Here is a 16,965-nt window from a genome sequence, read left to right on the forward strand (position 1 = left end):
TGACAAAAAGTGACCCGCCGTAAGGGCGGAAAGGTGACTATGCGTCGGCATCGCAAATGAATGCGAATATAACTTCCAAAACAAACTATTTAGAAGTCAAAGTCAAAGTCAAAGTCAAAGTCAAAGGCGATCGGCATCGGTTTTTATAGTTGTAAGCGCATTCATTTGCGATGTTGACGCATAGTCACCTTTCCGCCCTTACGGCGGGTCACTTTTTGTCAAACGCGACAAAAAGTAACCAAAAAACGCTGCGCTCCATTCATCCGGCCCTCCGCTTCGCTCCGGGTTCCCTCTCTCCGGCCTTGCTCCCGGGAGGACCGCGCTGCAGGGCCCATCCTGGGCCCCAGCGCTTGACGGGCATCCATGCCCGTCACCTCCCTCCGCAAGGCCTACGTTCGGCCTCCTGAAGTCGCGAAGTTGCGAGCGGCGCCTGGGCTAGCGCAGCTGTCGCTAGTGGCTGTGGGGGTAGACTTCTGATCGCCAAAGCCAAAGCCAAAGCCAAAGCCAAAGCCAAAGCCAAAGCCAAAGCCAGCTGCGTTCTGGAGGAGATCTGGCGGTTGGATGTGTACGTTCGTCACCGCGTCGGCACGGTTGCCGATCTTTCCTCTGTCACGCAACTGTATTGTTGACTATTCTGCGATCTGTCCCAGTACACTTCGGAACTGTTACGGTATTCTGGCTCAGCTGTGAGTCGCACAAGAACAACGATCCCGTCCGCGCTTCGAGAACACGCCATGACCAACCTGCTGCTGTACCAGCGCATCGCCCAGCAACTGGCCGACGATATCCGGCGTGGTGTGTACCAGCCTGGCGAACGTGTGCCATCGGTGCGCAAGATGAGCGCCCAGCTCAACGTCAGCCACGCAACCGTGCTGCAGGCATATGCCAATCTCGAGGACCAGGGCCTGATCCGCGCCCGACCGCAGTCCGGCTACTATGTCCACCAGACCCCCGCGCTGACGGCGCAGACCCCAGACATCGCCCGGGTCGAGCGCCCAGGGCTGGTCACCCGGGCCAGCATTATCCAGCAGGTGCTCGTCGAGGCGCGACGCGACGGCGTTTTCCCGTTCGGCGCGGCGGTGCCGCACGTGGACTACCTGCCGGTGCGGGCCTTGCATCAGCAGTTGGCCAAGGTTACCCGCTTCCACAGCCCGCGAGCCTTCAGCTACATGTTCAGCCCCGGTTTCGAGCCCTTGCGCCGGCAGATCGCCATTCGCATGCGCGATGCCGGTGTGCTGGTGGATCCCCGTGAGGTGGTGGTGACCCACGGTTGCGTCGACGCCCTGCAGATGTCGCTGCGAGTACTGACCCGCCCAGGCGACCTGATCGCCGCGGAATCGCCGACTTACTATGGCTTGTTGCAGTTGGCCGACCTGCTCGGACTCAAGGTCATCGAGATCCCCAGTGATCCGTCCACCGGCATCAGTCTGGAGGCCTTGCAGTTGGCGGCCAATCAATGGTCGATCAAGGCTCTGGTGCTGACCACGCGCCTGAGCAATCCGCTGGGCGGCACCATGCCGGAGGAGCGGCAGAAACAATTGCTGCGCCTGGCATCGGACTTCGACATCCAGGTCGTCGAAGACGACATCTATGGCGAACTGATGTTCGAGCAGGGGCGTACCAAAGCGCTCAAGGCATTCGATCGCCTGGACCGTGTCATCTACTGCTCGAGCTTCTCCAAGACATTGTCACCGGGCGTTCGGGTCGGCTGGATGATCGCCGGTCGCTACCAGGACGAGATTCAGCGCCTGCAGACGTTCACCACGCATTCGGCCTGCAGCGTGACGCAGATGGCGGTGGCGGCCTATCTGGAGAACGGTGGCTATGACCGTCATTTGCGCTATATCCGCCAGGAGTACCGCAAGAACCTCAGTGCCTACCAGCTGGCGGTGCAGCAACACTTCCCGGAGGGTACCCAGATGACCCGGCCTACCGGAGGTTTCATTCTCTGGGTCAGCTTGCCGGGGCGGGTGAACACGCAGGAATTGCACGTGCGTGCGCTGGAGCAGGGCATCAGCATCGCCCCCGGCCTGATCTTCAGCAATACCGAGCAGTTCAACCACTGTATCCGCCTCAATTGTGGCATTCCGTGGAACAAGGAGGCGGAGCGGGCGGTGATGACCCTGGGGCTGTTGGCCCAGCAACTATGCCGGGAATCGAGTGGCTCGCTTTTGTAGGCTTGTCAGATTGGCGGGGAACAGGGAGCATACGCGCTTTGAAGCCTGTGCTCCCTGGTGTCCATGAACCTGTTTCGTCCTCTTGCCATCGTCCTGTGTCTTGCATTGCCCTGGCTGCCCGTCGGTGTGGGGCAGGCTGCCGAGCCGGTGAGCAAGACGCAGGGCGCGCAAAAATCGACCGCCAAGGCCGCTGCCAAGCCTCAGTCCAAGCCTGCTGCCAAACCCAGACCCAAGCCTAAAGCCAAGCCCAGGCCTGTCAGCAAGGCAATCGCCAAACCCCTGCACAAACCGAAGATCGACTTGAGTCTGCCAAGCGAGTTGGTCAAGAACCTCGAGCCTGATCTTGGTGATGGCCCGGTGATTCGCAAACCTTTGCTGCCTTCCATGTTCCCCACCAAGCCCGAGTCCGACAGCAGTCCGTTCCAGCTCAATGGCCGGCTGATCAGTAATGAAATGCAGCTGCAGTTGCGCAATGACAGCCGGCATGACGTGGAAGGCGCGGCCATCGATTTTGAATTTCGAAACTGACTGTTGGGTCACGGGTGATTTCATCCGCCTGTCAATTTCAAACGAATGTTTGAGCGGTTAGTATCCAGGGACGTTCGTCCCGTTTTGCTCCTGGGAGTCCTGTTGTCATGAAATGCCGCGAGGGCTGCGGTGCCTGCTGCATCGCCCCGTCCATCAGTTCGCCGATTCCGGGCATGCCGCAGGGCAAGCCGGCCGGCGAACGCTGCCTGCACTTGAATGTCGAAAACCTTTGTGCGCTGTTCGGCAAGCCCGAGCGGCCGCAGGTGTGTGGCGGCTTCAAGGCGGAAGCGGACATCTGTGGCAACGATCGTGACGAGGCCATCCGCATCATTGGGTGGCTGGAGCAGATGACGGCGGCGTGACAGGTTGGATCTTCGACAACAAGGAACAAGAGATGAGATCGATCAAGGGTATTGCACTGTTGTGCGGCATGGGCGTCCTGCTGGCGCCGACGGCCTGGGCCGAGAACTGGCAGGTGGCCAAGGACGAGGAGGGCATCAAGGTCTCCCTCAGCGAAGTGGCGGGTTCGAAGTACAAGGCCTATCGCGGCGTGACCGTGATCAAGGCGCCACTGGCCAAGGTCAAGGCGCTGCAGGAAGACGTGGCGGGGGCCTGCGCCTGGATTCACGAGTGCAAGTCGCAGAAGCTGCTCAAGAGCGAGGGTGACCAGAGCTGGACCTACACCCAGTTCAATACGCCCTGGCCGGTGACGCCGCGGGATTCGATCCTGCATGTGACCACGGTCCAGGAGGCCGATGGCAGCCTGACCCGCAAGCTCCAGGAAGAGCCGAAGTATCTGCCGGAGGAAAAGGGCTTCGTGCGTGTCGCCCAGGTGGACGGCTTCTGGAAGCTGGTGCCCAAGGGTGACAGCACCGAGGTGACCTACCAGGTGCACACCGAGCCGGGCGGCAGCGTGCCGTCGTGGCTGGCCAACAAGTTCGTGGTCGATGCGCCGTTCAATACCCTCAAGGGGCTGAAGGAACGCGCCGAGAAGAACTGAAGGCTGGCGCGCTCCCTGTGTAGGAGCGGCCTTGTGTCGCGAAAGGGCCGCGCAGCGGCCCCGACGATCTTGAGACTGGCTCGAGATCCTGGGGCTGCCGCGCAGCCCCTTCGCGACGCAAGGCCGCTCCTACAGAGAAGCAGATCGTGTGCCGGAACAATAAAAAAGGCTGCCCGAGGGCAGCCTTTTTTACGTTCAGCCGAGAGGCTTACTTGCGGTTCTTCAGCTCGACGATGTCACGCTGCTCGTAACCGGTGTACAGCTGGCGCGGACGGCCGATCTTGTACGGGCCGGAGAGCATCTCTTTCCAGTGCGAGATCCAGCCCACGGTACGTGCCAGGGCGAAGATCACGGTGAACATGCTGGTCGGAATGCCGATGGCCTTCAGGATGATGCCCGAGTAGAAGTCGACGTTCGGGTACAGCGAGCGCTCGATGAAGTACGGATCGGTCAGGGCGATCTCTTCCAGGCGCATGGCCAGTTCCAGCTGCGGATCGTTCTTGATGCCCAGCTCGCCCAGGACTTCGTCGCAGGTCTGCTTCATCACGGTGGCGCGCGGGTCGCGGTTCTTGTACACGCGGTGACCGAAGCCCATGAGCTTGAACGGATCGTTCTTGTCCTTGGCCTTGGCGATGAACTTGTCGATGTTCGAGACATCGCCGATTTCATCGAGCATGGTCAGCACGGCTTCGTTCGCGCCGCCGTGGGCAGGGCCCCACAGGGCGGCGATGCCAGCGGCGATGCAGGCGAACGGGTTGGCGCCCGAGGAGCCCGCCAGGCGCACGGTGGAGGTGGAGGCGTTCTGCTCGTGATCGGCGTGGAGGATGAAGATCCGGTCCATCGCCTTGGCCAGCACCGGGCTGATCGGTTTGATCTCGCACGGGGTGTTGAACATCATGTGCAGGAAGTTTTCCGCGTACGACAGGTCGTTGCGCGGGTACATCATGGGCTGGCCCATGGAGTACTTGTAGACCATTGCCGCCAGGGTCGGCATCTTGGCGACCAGGCGAACCGCGGAGATCTCGCGGTGCTGCGGGTTATTGATGTCCAGCGAGTCGTGATAGAACGCCGACAGGGCGCCGACCACGCCGCACATCACCGCCATTGGGTGAGCGTCGCGGCGGAAACCGTTGAAGAACGACTTCAGCTGCTCGTGAACCATGGTGTGGTTCTTCACGGTGCTGACGAACTGAGCCTTCTGCTCGGCGTTCGGCAGTTCGCCGTTGAGCAGCAGGTAGCAGGTTTCGAGGTAGTCCGATTTTTCGGCGAGTTGCTCGATCGGGTAGCCGCGGTGCAGCAGGACGCCCTTGTCGCCGTCGATGTAGGTGATCTTCGACTCGCACGAGGCGGTCGCCATGAAACCAGGGTCGAAGGTGAAGTGGCCTGATGCCCCCAACCCGCGGACGTCGATAACATCGGGACCAACGGTGCCGGTTAAAATGGGCAGCTCGACGGGGGCAGCGCCCTCGATGATCAACTGCGCTTTTTTGTCAGCCATGTGGCCTCCTATTAATGCTTGAAATCATCAGACAGACCCCCCACGCAGGGCCCGCACCACTATAGAGGGATAAATTCGAATGTCAATTTGCCTAAAGGCTGGTTGAAACGCCCTCTGGGGCATGGTTTTTCACGAAATTCTCGCCCGTTTACGCCTTTTGTTCGCTAAAGGCAATGCGCTATTTGGGCTAGCCCCTCACGTTGTCATAAGCAGCCTAACTGTCTATACTCGGCAGCCGACTCCCAGGGGCTTTCAAGGCCCGTCCTGCTGGGTGTCGTCGCTCTCCTGGGTGGTGGGTACCTGACCAGTACACTTACCAACAACTTTGCCCTGTTAGCTAGGGGCTCTTCAGTGTGAAAAAAGCCGTGAAAAGCCAACGACCTGTAAACCTAGACCTAAGGACCATCAAACTCCCGATCACCGCGTACACGTCCATTCTTCACCGTATCTCCGGCGTCATCCTGTTCCTCGGCCTTGCCATCATGCTGTACGCATTGAGCAAGTCGCTGGGCGGCGAGGAAGGCTTTGCCGAGGTGAAGGCGTGTCTGACCAGTCCGCTGGCCAAACTGGTGACCTGGGGCCTGCTGTCCGGCCTGCTGTATCACCTCGTGGCAGGTGTGCGCCACCTGATCATGGACATGGGCATCGGTGAGACGCTGGAAGGCGGCAAGCTGGGCTCGAAAATCGTGATCGTCATCTCCGTGGTGCTGATCGTTCTGGCAGGAGTTTGGGTATGGTAACTAACGTCACGAACCTGTCGCGTTCGGGCCTCTACGACTGGATGGCGCAGCGCGTCTCGGCGGTCGTTCTCGCGGCTTACTTCATCTTCCTGATCGGCTACCTCGCTGCCCACCCGGGTATCGACTACGCCCAGTGGCACGCTCTGTTCTCCAACAACGCGATGCGCATCTTCAGTCTGCTGGCCCTCGTTGCCCTGGGCGCTCACGCCTGGGTCGGCATGTGGACCATTGCCACCGACTACCTGACGCCGATGTCCTTCGGCAAGTCGGCGACTGCGATTCGTTTCCTGTTCCAGGCGGTATGCGGCGTAGCGATGTTCGCTTACTTCGTCTGGGGTGTGCAGATTCTCTGGGGTATCTGATTCATGGCTAACATTCCTACGATTTCCTTCGACGCCATCATTATCGGTGGCGGCGGCGCTGGCATGCGCGCAGCGCTGCAGCTGGCTCAAGGCGGCCACAAGACTGCCGTAGTCACCAAGGTGTTCCCGACCCGTTCGCACACCGTATCCGCCCAGGGCGGCATCACCTGCGCCATCGCTTCGGCCGACCCGAACGACGACTGGCGCTGGCACATGTACGACACCGTCAAGGGTTCCGACTACATCGGTGACCAGGACGCGATCGAATACATGTGTCAGGAAGGCCCGGCCGCGGTCTTCGAACTGGACCACATGGGCCTGCCGTTCTCGCGTACCGAGACTGGCCGTATCTACCAGCGCCCGTTCGGTGGCCAGTCCAAGGACTTCGGTAAAGGTGGTCAGGCCGCCCGTACCTGCGCCGCTTCCGACCGTACCGGTCACGCGCTGCTGCACACCCTGTACCAGGGCAACCTGAAAGCAGGCACCACCTTCCTCAACGAGTACTACGCCGTCGACCTGGTGAAGAACCAGGACGGCGCTTTCGTCGGTGTGATCGCGATCTGCATCGAAACCGGCGAAACCATGTACATCAAGTCCAAGGCCACCGTGCTGGCCACTGGCGGTGCCGGTCGTATCTACGCCTCCACCACCAACGCCCTGATCAACACCGGTGACGGTGTCGGCATGGCCCTGCGTGCCGGCGTGCCGGTGCAGGACATCGAGATGTGGCAGTTCCACCCGACCGGCATCGCCGGCGCCGGTGTACTGGTCACCGAAGGTTGCCGCGGTGAGGGTGGCTACCTGATCAACGCCCACGGCGAGCGCTTCATGGAGCGTTACGCTCCTAACGCCAAAGACTTGGCGGGCCGCGACGTAGTAGCTCGTTCCATGGTCAAAGAGATCATCGCCGGCAACGGCGTGGGCCCGAACAAGGACCACGTGCTGCTGAAGCTGGACCACCTGGGCGAGGAAGTGCTGCACAGCCGCCTGCCAGGCATCTGCGAGCTGTCCAAGACCTTCGCCCACGTCGACCCTGTGGTCGCGCCGGTACCGGTCATCCCGACCTGCCACTACATGATGGGCGGCGTTGCCACCAACATTCATGGCCAGGCCATCACCATGGACGCCGACGGCAAGGATCACATCATCCCGGGCCTGTTCGCCGTAGGTGAAGTGGCGTGCGTATCGGTTCACGGTGCCAACCGCCTGGGCGGCAACTCGCTGCTCGACCTGGTGGTGTTCGGCCGTGCCGCCGGCCTGCACCTGGAGAAGGCGCTGAGCGACGGCGTCGAGTACCTGGATGCCAGCGATACCGACATCGACGTTGCCCTGAGCCGCCTGAACAAGCTCAACGAGCGCACCACCGGCGAAGACGTCGCCAGCCTCAAGCGCGAGCTGCAGAGCTGCATGCAGAACTACTTCGGTGTATTCCGTACCGGCGAATACATGCAGAAGGGGATCGAGCAGCTGGCTGGCCTGCGCGACCGCATCGCCAACGTCAAGATCAACGACAAGTCCCAGGCCTTCAACACCGCGCGTATCGAAGCGCTGGAGCTGCAGAACCTGCTGGAAGTTGCCGAGGCGACCGCCATCGCCGCTGAAGCCCGTAAAGAGTCCCGCGGCGCGCACGCCCGTGAAGACTTCGAAGACCGTGACGACGAGAACTGGCTGTGCCACACCCTGTACTACCCGGGTGAGAAGCGCGTCGCCAAGCGCGGCGTCAACTTTGCGCCGAAGACAGTTCCTGCCTTCGAACCGAAAGTCCGGACTTACTAAGGGTGGCCGCTATGTTGCAAGTCGAAGTTTATCGTTACAACCCGGACACCGATTCGGCGCCGAAGATGCAGACCTTCCAGGTCGACACCGGCGGCAAGGATCTGATGGTCCTGGACGTGCTGGCGCTGATCAAGGAGCAGGACGAGGGCTTCTCGTACCGTCGCTCCTGCCGTGAGGGCGTGTGCGGCTCCGATGGCATGAACATCAACGGCAAGAACGGCCTGGCGTGCATCACGCCGCTGTCCGCTGTCGTAAAAGGTAACAAGTTGGTCCTGCGTCCGCTGCCGGGTCTGCCGGTTATCCGTGACCTGGTCGTCGATATGAGCATCTTCTACAAGCAGTACGAGAAGGTGAAGCCGTTCCTGCAGAACGATACTCCGGCCCCGGCCATCGAGCGTCTGCAGTCGCCGGAAGATCGCGACAAGCTGGACGGTCTGTACGAGTGCATCCTGTGCGCCTGCTGCTCGACCTCCTGCCCGTCGTTCTGGTGGAACCCGGACAAGTTCCTGGGCCCCGCCGCACTGCTGCAGGCCTACCGCTTCCTGGCCGACAGCCGCGACACCAAGACTCAGGAGCGCCTGGCGTCCCTGGATGACCCGTTCAGCGTATTCCGCTGCCGCGGGATCATGAACTGCGTGAACGTTTGCCCCAAGGGTCTGAACCCGACCAAGGCGATCGGCCACGTACGCAACATGCTGCTGCAAAGCGGCACCTGATTCAAAGCGTTGTACCTGCAGTAAGCCGAGGTGCGGGTGGTGAGCCCGCACCGAGGTAAAACCCGAGCAAGGGCCCACAAAGCCCGAGCTCATTACCTATGAAGATATGAGACCAGCAGGGGCTTCCGGGCTGGTACCCGGAAAATCAGCAGGATCCAAGTGGCGTGGTTCAGTCGCTGTGTTCGGACTTTTCCAGGTTTGCTGTGGCTCTCGCCGATCAGTCCCCTAACCGAGGGTGACCAAGCATGCAAGAAAGCGTGATGCAGCGCATGTGGGAAAGCGCCCACCTTTCAGGTGGTAACGCTGCATATGTGGAAGAGCTTTATGAGCTCTACCTGCACGACCCTAACGCTGTGCCAGAAGAGTGGCGCACCTACTTCCAGAAGTTGCCCGCCGACGGCAGCACCGCTACCGATGTATCGCACTCGACGATCCGCGACCATTTCGTACTGCTGGCAAAGAACCAGCGCCGCGCCCAACCGGTATCCGCCGGGAGCGTGAGCAGTGAACACGAGAAGAAGCAGGTTGAAGTGCTGCGACTGATCCAGGCCTATCGTATGCGCGGCCATCAGGCTGCCAAGCTCGACCCGTTGGGGTTGTGGCAGCGTCCTGCGCCCGTAGACCTGTCGATCAATCATTACGGCTTGACCAATGCCGATCTTGATACGACCTTCCGTGCCGGCGACCTGTTCATCGGCAAAGAGGAAGCGAGCCTACGCGAAATTTTCGAAGCGCTGCAGAAGACATATTGTCGCACCATTGGCGCCGAGTTCACCCACATCGTCGATTCCGAGCAGCGCAGCTGGTTCCAGCAGCGCCTGGAAAGCGTGCGTGGCCGTCCGGATTTCTCCGCCGACGTGCAGGCTCACCTGCTCGAGCGCGTCACGGCCGGTGAGGGCCTGGAGAAGTACCTGGGCACCAAGTACCCGGGCACCAAGCGCTTCGGCCTGGAGGGTGGCGAAAGCCTGATCCCGATGCTGGACGAAATGATCCAGCGCTCCGGCTCCTACGGCACCAAGGAAGTCGTGATCGGCATGGCCCACCGTGGCCGTCTGAACGTGCTCGTCAACACCTTCGGCAAGAACCCGCGCGAGCTGTTCGACGAGTTCGAAGGCAAGAAGATGAACGAGCTGGGCTCCGGTGACGTGAAGTATCACCAGGGCTTCTCTTCCAACGTGATGACCCCCGGTGGCGAAGTCCACCTGGCCATGGCGTTCAACCCCTCCCACCTGGAAATCGTCTCGCCAGTGGTGGAAGGTTCGGTTCGCGCCCGCCAGGATCGCCGCAACGACACCGTTGGCGACAAGGTTCTGCCGATCTCCATCCACGGTGACGCAGCGTTCGCCGGCCAGGGTGTGGTCATGGAAACCTTCCAGATGTCGCAGACCCGCGGTTTCAAGACCGGCGGCACCGTGCACATCGTGATCAACAACCAGGTCGGTTTCACCATCAGCAACCCGCTGGACGCGCGCTCCACCGAGTACGCCACCGACGTTGCCAAGATGATCCAGGCGCCGATCCTGCACGTGAACGGCGACGATCCGGAAGCGGTGATGTTCGTCACCCAGCTGGCCATCGACTACCGCATGCAGTTCAAGCGTGACGTGGTCATCGACCTGGTCTGCTACCGTCGTCGCGGCCACAACGAGGCCGACGAGCCGAATGGCACCCAGCCGCTGATGTACCAGCAGATCAGCAAGCAGCGCACCACCCGTGAGCTGTACGCCGAGCAGCTGATCAGCGCCGGTCGCATCGACGCCGAGCGTGCCCAGGCCAAGGTCGACGAGTACCGCAACGCCCTGGACAACGGCCTGCACGTGGTCAAGAGCCTGGTCAAGGAGCCGAACCGCGAGCTGTTCGTCGACTGGCGTCCGTACCTGGGCCATGCCTGGACCGCGCGTCACGACACCCGCTTCGACCTCAAGACCCTGCAGGAGCTGTCGGCCAAGCTGCTCGAGCTGCCTGAAGGTTTCGTCGTCCAGCGCCAGGTCGCCAAGATCTACGAAGATCGCCAGAAGATGCAGGCCGGTGGCTTGCCGATCAACTGGGGTTATGCAGAGACCATGGCCTACGCCACCCTGCAGTTCGAAGGTCACCCGATCCGCATGACCGGCCAGGACATCGGCCGTGGCACCTTCTCGCACCGTCACGCGGTGCTGCACAACCAGAAGGACGCCAGCACCTACGTGCCGCTGAAGAACCTGTTCCCGGGCCAGCCGCGCTTCGACCTGTACGACTCCTTCCTCTCGGAAGAGGCGGTACTGGCCTTCGAATACGGCTATTCGACCACCACGCCGAACGCGCTGGTGATCTGGGAAGCCCAGTTCGGCGACTTCGCCAACGGCGCGCAAGTGGTGATCGACCAGTTCATCACCAGCGGCGAGCACAAGTGGGGCCGTCTGTGCGGTCTGACCATGCTGCTGCCACACGGTTACGAAGGGCAGGGTCCGGAGCACTCCTCCGCACGTCTGGAGCGCTACCTGCAGCTGTGCGCCGAGCACAACATCCAGGTCTGCGTACCGACTACCCCGGCACAGATCTACCACCTGCTGCGTCGCCAGGTCATCCGTCCGCTGCGCAAGCCGCTGGTCGTGCTGACGCCGAAGTCGCTGCTGCGTCACAAGCTGGCCGTGTCGACCCTGGAAGACCTGGCCGATGGCTCGTTCCAGACCGTGATCCCGGAAATCGACAGCCTGGATCCGGCCAAGGTCGAACGCCTGGTCCTGTGCGGTGGCAAGGTCTACTACGACCTGCTGGAAAAACGCCGTGCCGAAGGCCGCGAAGATATCGCCATCGTGCGTATCGAGCAGCTGTACCCGTTCCCTGAGGACGACCTGGTCGAGATCCTCGCGCCTTACACCAACCTCAAGCATGCAGTGTGGTGTCAGGAAGAACCGATGAACCAGGGCGCCTGGTACAGCAGCCAGCACCACATGCGCCGTATCCTGGGCCGCCATAACAAGGCACTGGTCCTGGAATACGCCGGTCGCGACGCTTCCGCCGCGCCAGCCTGTGGTTACGCATCGAAGCACGCCGAACAGCAGGAGAAACTGCTGCAAGACGCCTTCACTGTCTAACGCCTTCGCGCACCTGAAACCGAATTTAAGGAAACACAGATAATGGCTATCGAGATCAAAGCCCCAACCTTCCCGGAATCGGTTGCCGATGGCACCGTTGCCACCTGGCACAAGCAGCCGGGCGACGCCGTCAAGCGTGACGAGCTGATCGTCGACATCGAGACCGACAAGGTCGTCCTGGAAGTCCTGGCCACCGCCGACGGCGTGCTGGGCGCCATCGTCAAGGGCGAGGGCGACACCGTCCTGTCCGACGAAGTCCTGGGCTCGATCGTTGAAGGTGGCGCCGCCGCAGCTCCAGCTGCCGCGCCTGCCGCCGCTGCTCCGGCCGCCGCTGCCGCCGACGCTGGCGAAGACGACCCGGTCGCCGCTCCAGCCGCGCGCAAGCTGGCTGAAGAGAACGGCATCGACCTGGCCACCGTTGCCGGCACCGGCAAGGGCGGTCGCATCACCAAGGAAGACGTCGTCGCCGCCGTCGCCAACAAGAAGTCGGCACCTGCCGCCGCTCCGGCTGCCAAGCCGGCCGCTGCTGCCGCTGCTCCGGTCGTGGTTGCCGCTGGCGACCGCACCGAGAAACGCGTGCCGATGACCCGTCTGCGCGCCAAGATCGCCGAGCGCCTGGTCGAAGCCCAGTCGAGCATGGCCATGCTGACCACCTTCAACGAAGTCGACATGACCGAAGTCATGGCCCTGCGTTCGAAGTACAAGGACCTGTTCGAGAAGACCCACAACGGCGTGCGCCTGGGCTTCATGTCGTTCTTCGTCAAGGCGGCCACCGAGGCGCTGAAGCGCTTCCCGGCGGTCAACGCCTCGATCGACGGCAACGACATCGTCTACCACGGCTATGCCGACGTCGGCGTCGCTGTGTCCAGCGACCGTGGTCTGGTGGTACCGGTACTGCGCAACGCTGAGTCGATGTCGCTGGCCGAGATCGAGAACGGCATCGCCACCTTCGGCAAGAAGGCCCGTGACGGCAAGCTGGCCATCGAAGAGATGACCGGCGGTACCTTCACCATCACCAACGGTGGTACCTTCGGCTCGATGATGTCGACCCCGATCGTCAACCCGCCGCAGGCCGCGATCCTGGGTATGCACAACATCATCCAGCGCCCGATGGCCATCAATGGCCAAGTGGTGATCCGCCCGATGATGTACCTGGCGCTGTCCTATGACCACCGCCTGATCGACGGCAAGGAAGCGGTAACCTTCCTGGTAACCATCAAGAACCTGCTGGAAGATCCGTCTCGCCTGCTGCTGGACATCTAACGCCCAGCTGCAAGCTGCAAGCGGCAAGCTTCAAGTAGAAGCGTGCTCGTCTTGCAGCTTGCAGCTTGCCGCTTGAAGCTAAAAAGGAATCTTTTATGACCCAGAAATTCGACGTAGTGGTGATTGGCGCAGGTCCTGGCGGCTATGTTGCCGCCATCAAGGCTGCCCAGCTCGGTCTGAAGACTGCCTGTATCGAGAAGTACACCGACGCCGAGGGCAAGCTGGCCCTGGGCGGCACCTGCCTGAACGTCGGCTGCATTCCTTCCAAGGCGCTGCTGGACAGCTCCTGGAAGTACAAGGAAGCCAAAGAGAGCTTCAACGTTCACGGTATCTCCACTGGCGAAGTGAAGATGGACGTGGCCGCGATGGTTGGCCGCAAGGCTGGCATCGTCAAGAACCTGACCGGTGGCGTCGCCACCCTGTTCAAGGCCAACGGCGTTACTTCGATCCAGGGCCACGGCAAGCTGCTGGCCGGCAAGAAAGTCGAAGTCACCAAGGCTGACGGCACCACCGAAATCATCGAAGCCGAGAACGTGATCCTGGCCTCCGGCTCGCGCCCGATCGACATTCCGCCGGCTCCGGTCGACCAGAATGTCATCGTCGACTCCACCGGCGCCCTGGAATTCCAGAGCGTACCGAAGCGCCTGGGCGTCATCGGTGCCGGCGTGATCGGCCTGGAGCTGGGCTCGGTATGGGCTCGCCTGGGTGCCGAAGTCACCGTCCTGGAAGCCCTGGACACCTTCCTGATGGCTGCCGACACCGCCGTGTCGAAAGAAGCCCAGAAGACCCTGACCAAGCAAGGCCTGGACATCAAGCTGGGCGCTCGCGTCACCGGCTCGAAAGTCAACGGCAACGAAGTCGAAGTGACCTACACCAACGCCGAAGGCGAGCAGAAGATCACCTTCGACAAGCTGATCGTCGCGGTCGGCCGTCGTCCGGTGACCACCGACCTGCTGGCCGCCGACAGCGGCGTGACCATCGACGAGCGTGGCTACATCTTCGTCGACGATCACTGCGCCACCAGCGTTCCGGGCGTCTACGCCATCGGTGACGTGGTGCGCGGCATGATGCTGGCGCACAAGGCCTCGGAAGAGGGCATCATGGTTGTCGAGCGCATCAAGGGCCACAAGGCCCAGATGAACTACGACCTGATCCCGTCGGTCATCTACACCCACCCGGAAATCGCGTGGGTCGGCAAGACCGAACAGGCGTTGAAAGCCGAAGGCGTTGAGGTTAACGTGGGCACCTTCCCGTTCGCGGCCAGCGGCCGTGCGATGGCGGCCAACGACACCGGTGGTTTCGTCAAGGTCATCGCCGATGCCAAGACCGACCGCGTACTGGGCGTTCACGTGATCGGCCCATCGGCTGCCGAACTGGTGCAGCAGGGCGCGATCGCAATGGAATTCGGCACCAGTGCCGAGGATCTGGGCATGATGGTCTTCAGCCATCCGACCCTGTCCGAAGCGTTGCATGAAGCAGCGCTGGCGGTGAATGGCGGTGCCATTCACGTCGCCAACCGTAAGAAGCGTTAATTATAAGAAACCACGGCGGGCTGCCCGTCGTGGGTCTTGCGTGCAAGACTCACCGCGGAACGTCCGCCGGACCGGATCACACGGGAAAACCCGGGGTCAACGGTCACAGGTGGTGCGGCGCCAGTGATGGCGCAGCGCCGAAGCGCAGTACCTAACGAAGACGGTAAAAAGCATGAATCTTCACGAGTATCAGGGTAAGCAGCTGTTCGCTGAATACGGCCTGCCAGTTTCCAAGGGTTTCGCTGTCGATACCCCTGAGCAAGCTGCAGCAGCCTGCGAAAAGATCGGCGGTTCCGAGTGGGTCGTCAAGGCCCAGGTTCACGCCGGTGGTCGCGGCAAGGCGGGCGGCGTCAAGCTGGTTCGCAGCAAGGAAGACGCCAAGGCGTTCGCTGCGCAGTGGCTGGGCAAGAACCTGGTCACCTACCAGACCGATGCCAATGGTCAGCCAGTTTCCAAGATCCTGGTCGAATCCTGCACTGACATCGCCAAAGAGCTGTACCTGGGCGCTGTAGTCGATCGCTCGAGCCGCCGCATCGTGTTCATGGCTTCCACCGAAGGTGGCGTGGACATCGAGAAGGTCGCTCACGAGACTCCTGAGAAGATCCTCAAGGCCACCATCGATCCGCTGGTCGGCGCTCAGCCGTTCCAGGGTCGTGAACTGGCGTTCCAGCTGGGTCTGGAAGGCAAGCAAGTCCAACAGTTCGCCAAGATCTTCGTAGGCCTGGCCAAGCTGTTCAAGGATCACGATCTGGCCCTGCTGGAAGTGAACCCGCTGGTGATCAAGGCCGACGGCGACCTGCACTGCCTCGATGCCAAGATCAACATCGACGCCAACGCCATGTACCGTCAGCCGAAGCTGAAGACCTTCCACGACCCGTCGCAGGACGACGCCCGTGAAGCCCACGCCGCCAAGTTCGAACTGAACTACGTTGCCCTCGAAGGCAACATCGGCTGCATGGTCAACGGTGCCGGCCTGGCCATGGGTACCATGGACATCGTCAACCTGCACGGCGGCAAACCGGCCAACTTCCTCGACGTGGGCGGCGGCGCTACCAAAGAGCGCGTTACCGAAGCGTTCAAGATCATTCTGTCCGACAGCAATGTCGCGGCCGTCCTGGTCAACATCTTCGGCGGCATCGTTCGCTGCGACATGATTGCCGAAGGCATCATCGGCGCGGTGAAAGAAGTCGGCGTCAAGGTTCCGGTCGTCGTTCGCCTCGAAGGCAACAACGCCGAACTGGGCGCTAAAGTACTGGCAGAAAGCGGTTTGAACATCATTGCGGCAACCAGCCTGACCGACGCTGCTCAACAAGTTGTCAAAGCTGCGGAGGGCAAGTAATGAGCGTCCTGATCAATAAAGACACCAAAGTCATCTGCCAGGGCTTCACCGGCTCGCAGGGTACTTTCCACTCCGAACAAGCCATCGCCTACGGCACCAAGATGGTCGGCGGCGTCACCCCAGGCAAGGGTGGCACCACCCACCTGGGCCTGCCGGTGTTCAACACCGTGAAAGAAGCCGTAGAAGCCACCGGCGCTGACGCGTCGGTCATCTACGTACCGGCTCCTTTCTGCAAGGACTCGATCCTGGAAGCCGCCTTCGGTGGCATCAAGCTGATCGTCTGCATCACCGAGGGCATTCCTACCCTCGACATGCTGGACGCCAAGGTCAAGTGCGACGAGCTGGGCGTGACCCTGATCGGCCCTAACTGCCCAGGCGTGATCACTCCAGGCGAGTGCAAGATCGGCATCATGCCGGGTCACATCCACCTGCCAGGCAAGGTCGGTATCGTTTCGCGTTCCGGCACCCTGACCTACGAAGCTGTGAAGCAGACCACCGACGCCGGCTTCGGCCAGTCGACCTGCGTCGGCATCGGCGGTGACCCGATCCCGGGCTCCAACTTCATCGATATCCTGAAGCTGTTCCAGGAAGACCCGAAGACCGAAGCGATCGTCATGATCGGCGAGATCGGCGGTTCCGCTGAAGAAGAAGCCGCGGCCTACATCAAGGCCAACGTGACCAAGCCTGTCGTTTCCTACATCGCCGGTGTTACCGCACCAGCGGGCAAGCGCATGGGTCATGCTGGCGCCATCATCTCCGGCGGCAAGGGCACTGCGGACGAGAAGTTCGCCGCCCTGCAGGACGCCGGCGTGAAAACCGTGCGTTCCCTGGCTGACATCGGCAAGGCCCTGGCCGAGCTGACTGGCTGGGAAGCCAAGAAGTAAGTAACACGCAGTACCCCCCACGCGCACAAAGGCCACCTTCGGGTGGCCTTTGTCGTTGTTGCGGCTGTGCTGG

General features: G+C 61.6%; 14 protein-coding genes. 13 read left to right on the forward strand and 1 reads right to left on the reverse strand.

Features of this window, described 5'->3' with window-relative positions; translation table 11 throughout:
• The first annotated feature begins 734 nt into the window (after positions 1-734).
• The 4 genes from N5D48_RS22910 to N5D48_RS22925 all read left to right on the forward strand — a co-directional run bounded on the left by N5D48_RS22910 (position 735) and on the right by N5D48_RS22925 (position 3,705).
• Entirely contained in the window at positions 735-2,177 is a 1,443-nt protein-coding gene (locus tag N5D48_RS22910) for a PLP-dependent aminotransferase family protein (protein WP_279888221.1), read from the forward strand.
• Positions 2,178-2,240: 63 nt separating this feature from the next.
• Positions 2,241-2,705 (forward strand): hypothetical protein, encoded by a 465-nt coding sequence (locus N5D48_RS22915; protein ID WP_279888223.1) that lies wholly within the window; start codon positions 2,241-2,243, stop codon positions 2,703-2,705.
• A gap of 107 nt (positions 2,706-2,812) precedes the next feature.
• Positions 2,813-3,067: a YkgJ family cysteine cluster protein gene (locus N5D48_RS22920; RefSeq protein ID WP_023628900.1), complete on the forward strand. Its 255-nt coding sequence runs from the start codon at positions 2,813-2,815 to the stop codon at positions 3,065-3,067.
• A 32-nt stretch (positions 3,068-3,099) separates the two neighbouring features.
• Positions 3,100-3,705, forward strand: a complete 606-nt coding sequence (locus tag N5D48_RS22925) for an START domain-containing protein (protein WP_279888225.1) — start codon at positions 3,100-3,102, stop codon at positions 3,703-3,705.
• Between the two features lie 208 nt (positions 3,706-3,913).
• Here N5D48_RS22925 and gltA read toward each other — a convergent pair whose 3' ends face one another.
• Positions 3,914-5,203 carry a citrate synthase gene (gene gltA / locus N5D48_RS22930; protein ID WP_279888227.1) on the reverse strand — a complete coding sequence of 430 codons (1,290 nt, stop codon included), beginning with the start codon at positions 5,201-5,203 and terminating at the stop codon, positions 3,914-3,916.
• Positions 5,204-5,556: 353 nt separating this feature from the next.
• Here gltA and sdhC point away from each other — a divergent pair, with 353 nt between their 5' ends.
• From sdhC to sucD, 9 genes are all read left to right on the forward strand, one after another.
• Entirely contained in the window at positions 5,557-5,943 is a 387-nt protein-coding gene (sdhC, locus tag N5D48_RS22935; RefSeq protein ID WP_088852917.1) for a succinate dehydrogenase, cytochrome b556 subunit, read from the forward strand.
• On the forward strand, positions 5,937-6,305 hold the full coding sequence (gene sdhD / locus N5D48_RS22940) for a succinate dehydrogenase, hydrophobic membrane anchor protein (protein ID WP_028690455.1): 369 nt from the start codon (positions 5,937-5,939) through the stop codon (positions 6,303-6,305). Before sdhC ends, sdhD begins: the two co-directional genes overlap by 7 nt.
• 3 nt (positions 6,306-6,308) lie before the next feature.
• Positions 6,309-8,081 (forward strand): succinate dehydrogenase flavoprotein subunit, encoded by a 1,773-nt coding sequence (sdhA, locus tag N5D48_RS22945; RefSeq protein ID WP_279888232.1) that lies wholly within the window; start codon positions 6,309-6,311, stop codon positions 8,079-8,081.
• Positions 8,082-8,092: 11 nt separating this feature from the next.
• On the forward strand, positions 8,093-8,797 hold the full coding sequence (locus N5D48_RS22950) for a succinate dehydrogenase iron-sulfur subunit (RefSeq protein ID WP_028690457.1): 705 nt from the start codon (positions 8,093-8,095) through the stop codon (positions 8,795-8,797).
• A 245-nt stretch (positions 8,798-9,042) separates the two neighbouring features.
• Positions 9,043-11,874, forward strand: coding sequence for a 2-oxoglutarate dehydrogenase E1 component (locus N5D48_RS22955; RefSeq protein ID WP_279888233.1), 2,832 nt, complete (start codon positions 9,043-9,045; stop codon positions 11,872-11,874).
• Positions 11,875-11,916: 42 nt separating this feature from the next.
• Entirely contained in the window at positions 11,917-13,137 is a 1,221-nt protein-coding gene (gene odhB / locus N5D48_RS22960) for a 2-oxoglutarate dehydrogenase complex dihydrolipoyllysine-residue succinyltransferase (protein ID WP_279888235.1), read from the forward strand.
• 95 nt (positions 13,138-13,232) lie between these two features.
• Entirely contained in the window at positions 13,233-14,669 is a 1,437-nt protein-coding gene (gene lpdA, locus N5D48_RS22965; RefSeq protein ID WP_279888237.1) for a dihydrolipoyl dehydrogenase, read from the forward strand.
• A 172-nt stretch (positions 14,670-14,841) separates the two neighbouring features.
• Complete coding sequence (gene sucC, locus N5D48_RS22970; RefSeq protein ID WP_279888239.1) at positions 14,842-16,008, forward strand: ADP-forming succinate--CoA ligase subunit beta; 1,167 nt, start codon at positions 14,842-14,844, stop codon at positions 16,006-16,008.
• Positions 16,008-16,892: a succinate--CoA ligase subunit alpha gene (sucD, locus tag N5D48_RS22975; RefSeq protein ID WP_016393102.1), complete on the forward strand. Its 885-nt coding sequence runs from the start codon at positions 16,008-16,010 to the stop codon at positions 16,890-16,892. The genes sucC and sucD overlap by 1 nt, the downstream gene beginning before the upstream one ends.
• The last annotated feature ends 73 nt before the right edge of the window (positions 16,893-16,965 follow it).

This window comes from Pseudomonas sp. GD03858, assembly GCF_029840925.1.
Lineage (GTDB): Bacteria > Pseudomonadota > Gammaproteobacteria > Pseudomonadales > Pseudomonadaceae > Aquipseudomonas.

Coding starts and splice junctions, on each gene's coding strand:
- N5D48_RS22910 (WP_279888221.1), top strand. CDS start 735: ATGACCAACCTGCTGCTGTACCAGCGCATCGCCCAGCAACTGGCCGAC.
- N5D48_RS22915 (WP_279888223.1), top strand. CDS start 2,241: ATGAACCTGTTTCGTCCTCTTGCCATCGTCCTGTGTCTTGCATTGCCC.
- N5D48_RS22920 (WP_023628900.1), top strand. CDS start 2,813: ATGAAATGCCGCGAGGGCTGCGGTGCCTGCTGCATCGCCCCGTCCATC.
- N5D48_RS22925 (WP_279888225.1), top strand. CDS start 3,100: ATGAGATCGATCAAGGGTATTGCACTGTTGTGCGGCATGGGCGTCCTG.
- gltA (WP_279888227.1), bottom strand. CDS start 5,203: ATGGCTGACAAAAAAGCGCAGTTGATCATCGAGGGCGCTGCCCCCGTC.
- sdhD (WP_028690455.1), top strand. CDS start 5,937: ATGGTAACTAACGTCACGAACCTGTCGCGTTCGGGCCTCTACGACTGG.
- sdhA (WP_279888232.1), top strand. CDS start 6,309: ATGGCTAACATTCCTACGATTTCCTTCGACGCCATCATTATCGGTGGC.
- N5D48_RS22950 (WP_028690457.1), top strand. CDS start 8,093: ATGTTGCAAGTCGAAGTTTATCGTTACAACCCGGACACCGATTCGGCG.
- N5D48_RS22955 (WP_279888233.1), top strand. CDS start 9,043: ATGCAAGAAAGCGTGATGCAGCGCATGTGGGAAAGCGCCCACCTTTCA.
- odhB (WP_279888235.1), top strand. CDS start 11,917: ATGGCTATCGAGATCAAAGCCCCAACCTTCCCGGAATCGGTTGCCGAT.
- lpdA (WP_279888237.1), top strand. CDS start 13,233: ATGACCCAGAAATTCGACGTAGTGGTGATTGGCGCAGGTCCTGGCGGC.
- sucC (WP_279888239.1), top strand. CDS start 14,842: ATGAATCTTCACGAGTATCAGGGTAAGCAGCTGTTCGCTGAATACGGC.
- sucD (WP_016393102.1), top strand. CDS start 16,008: ATGAGCGTCCTGATCAATAAAGACACCAAAGTCATCTGCCAGGGCTTC.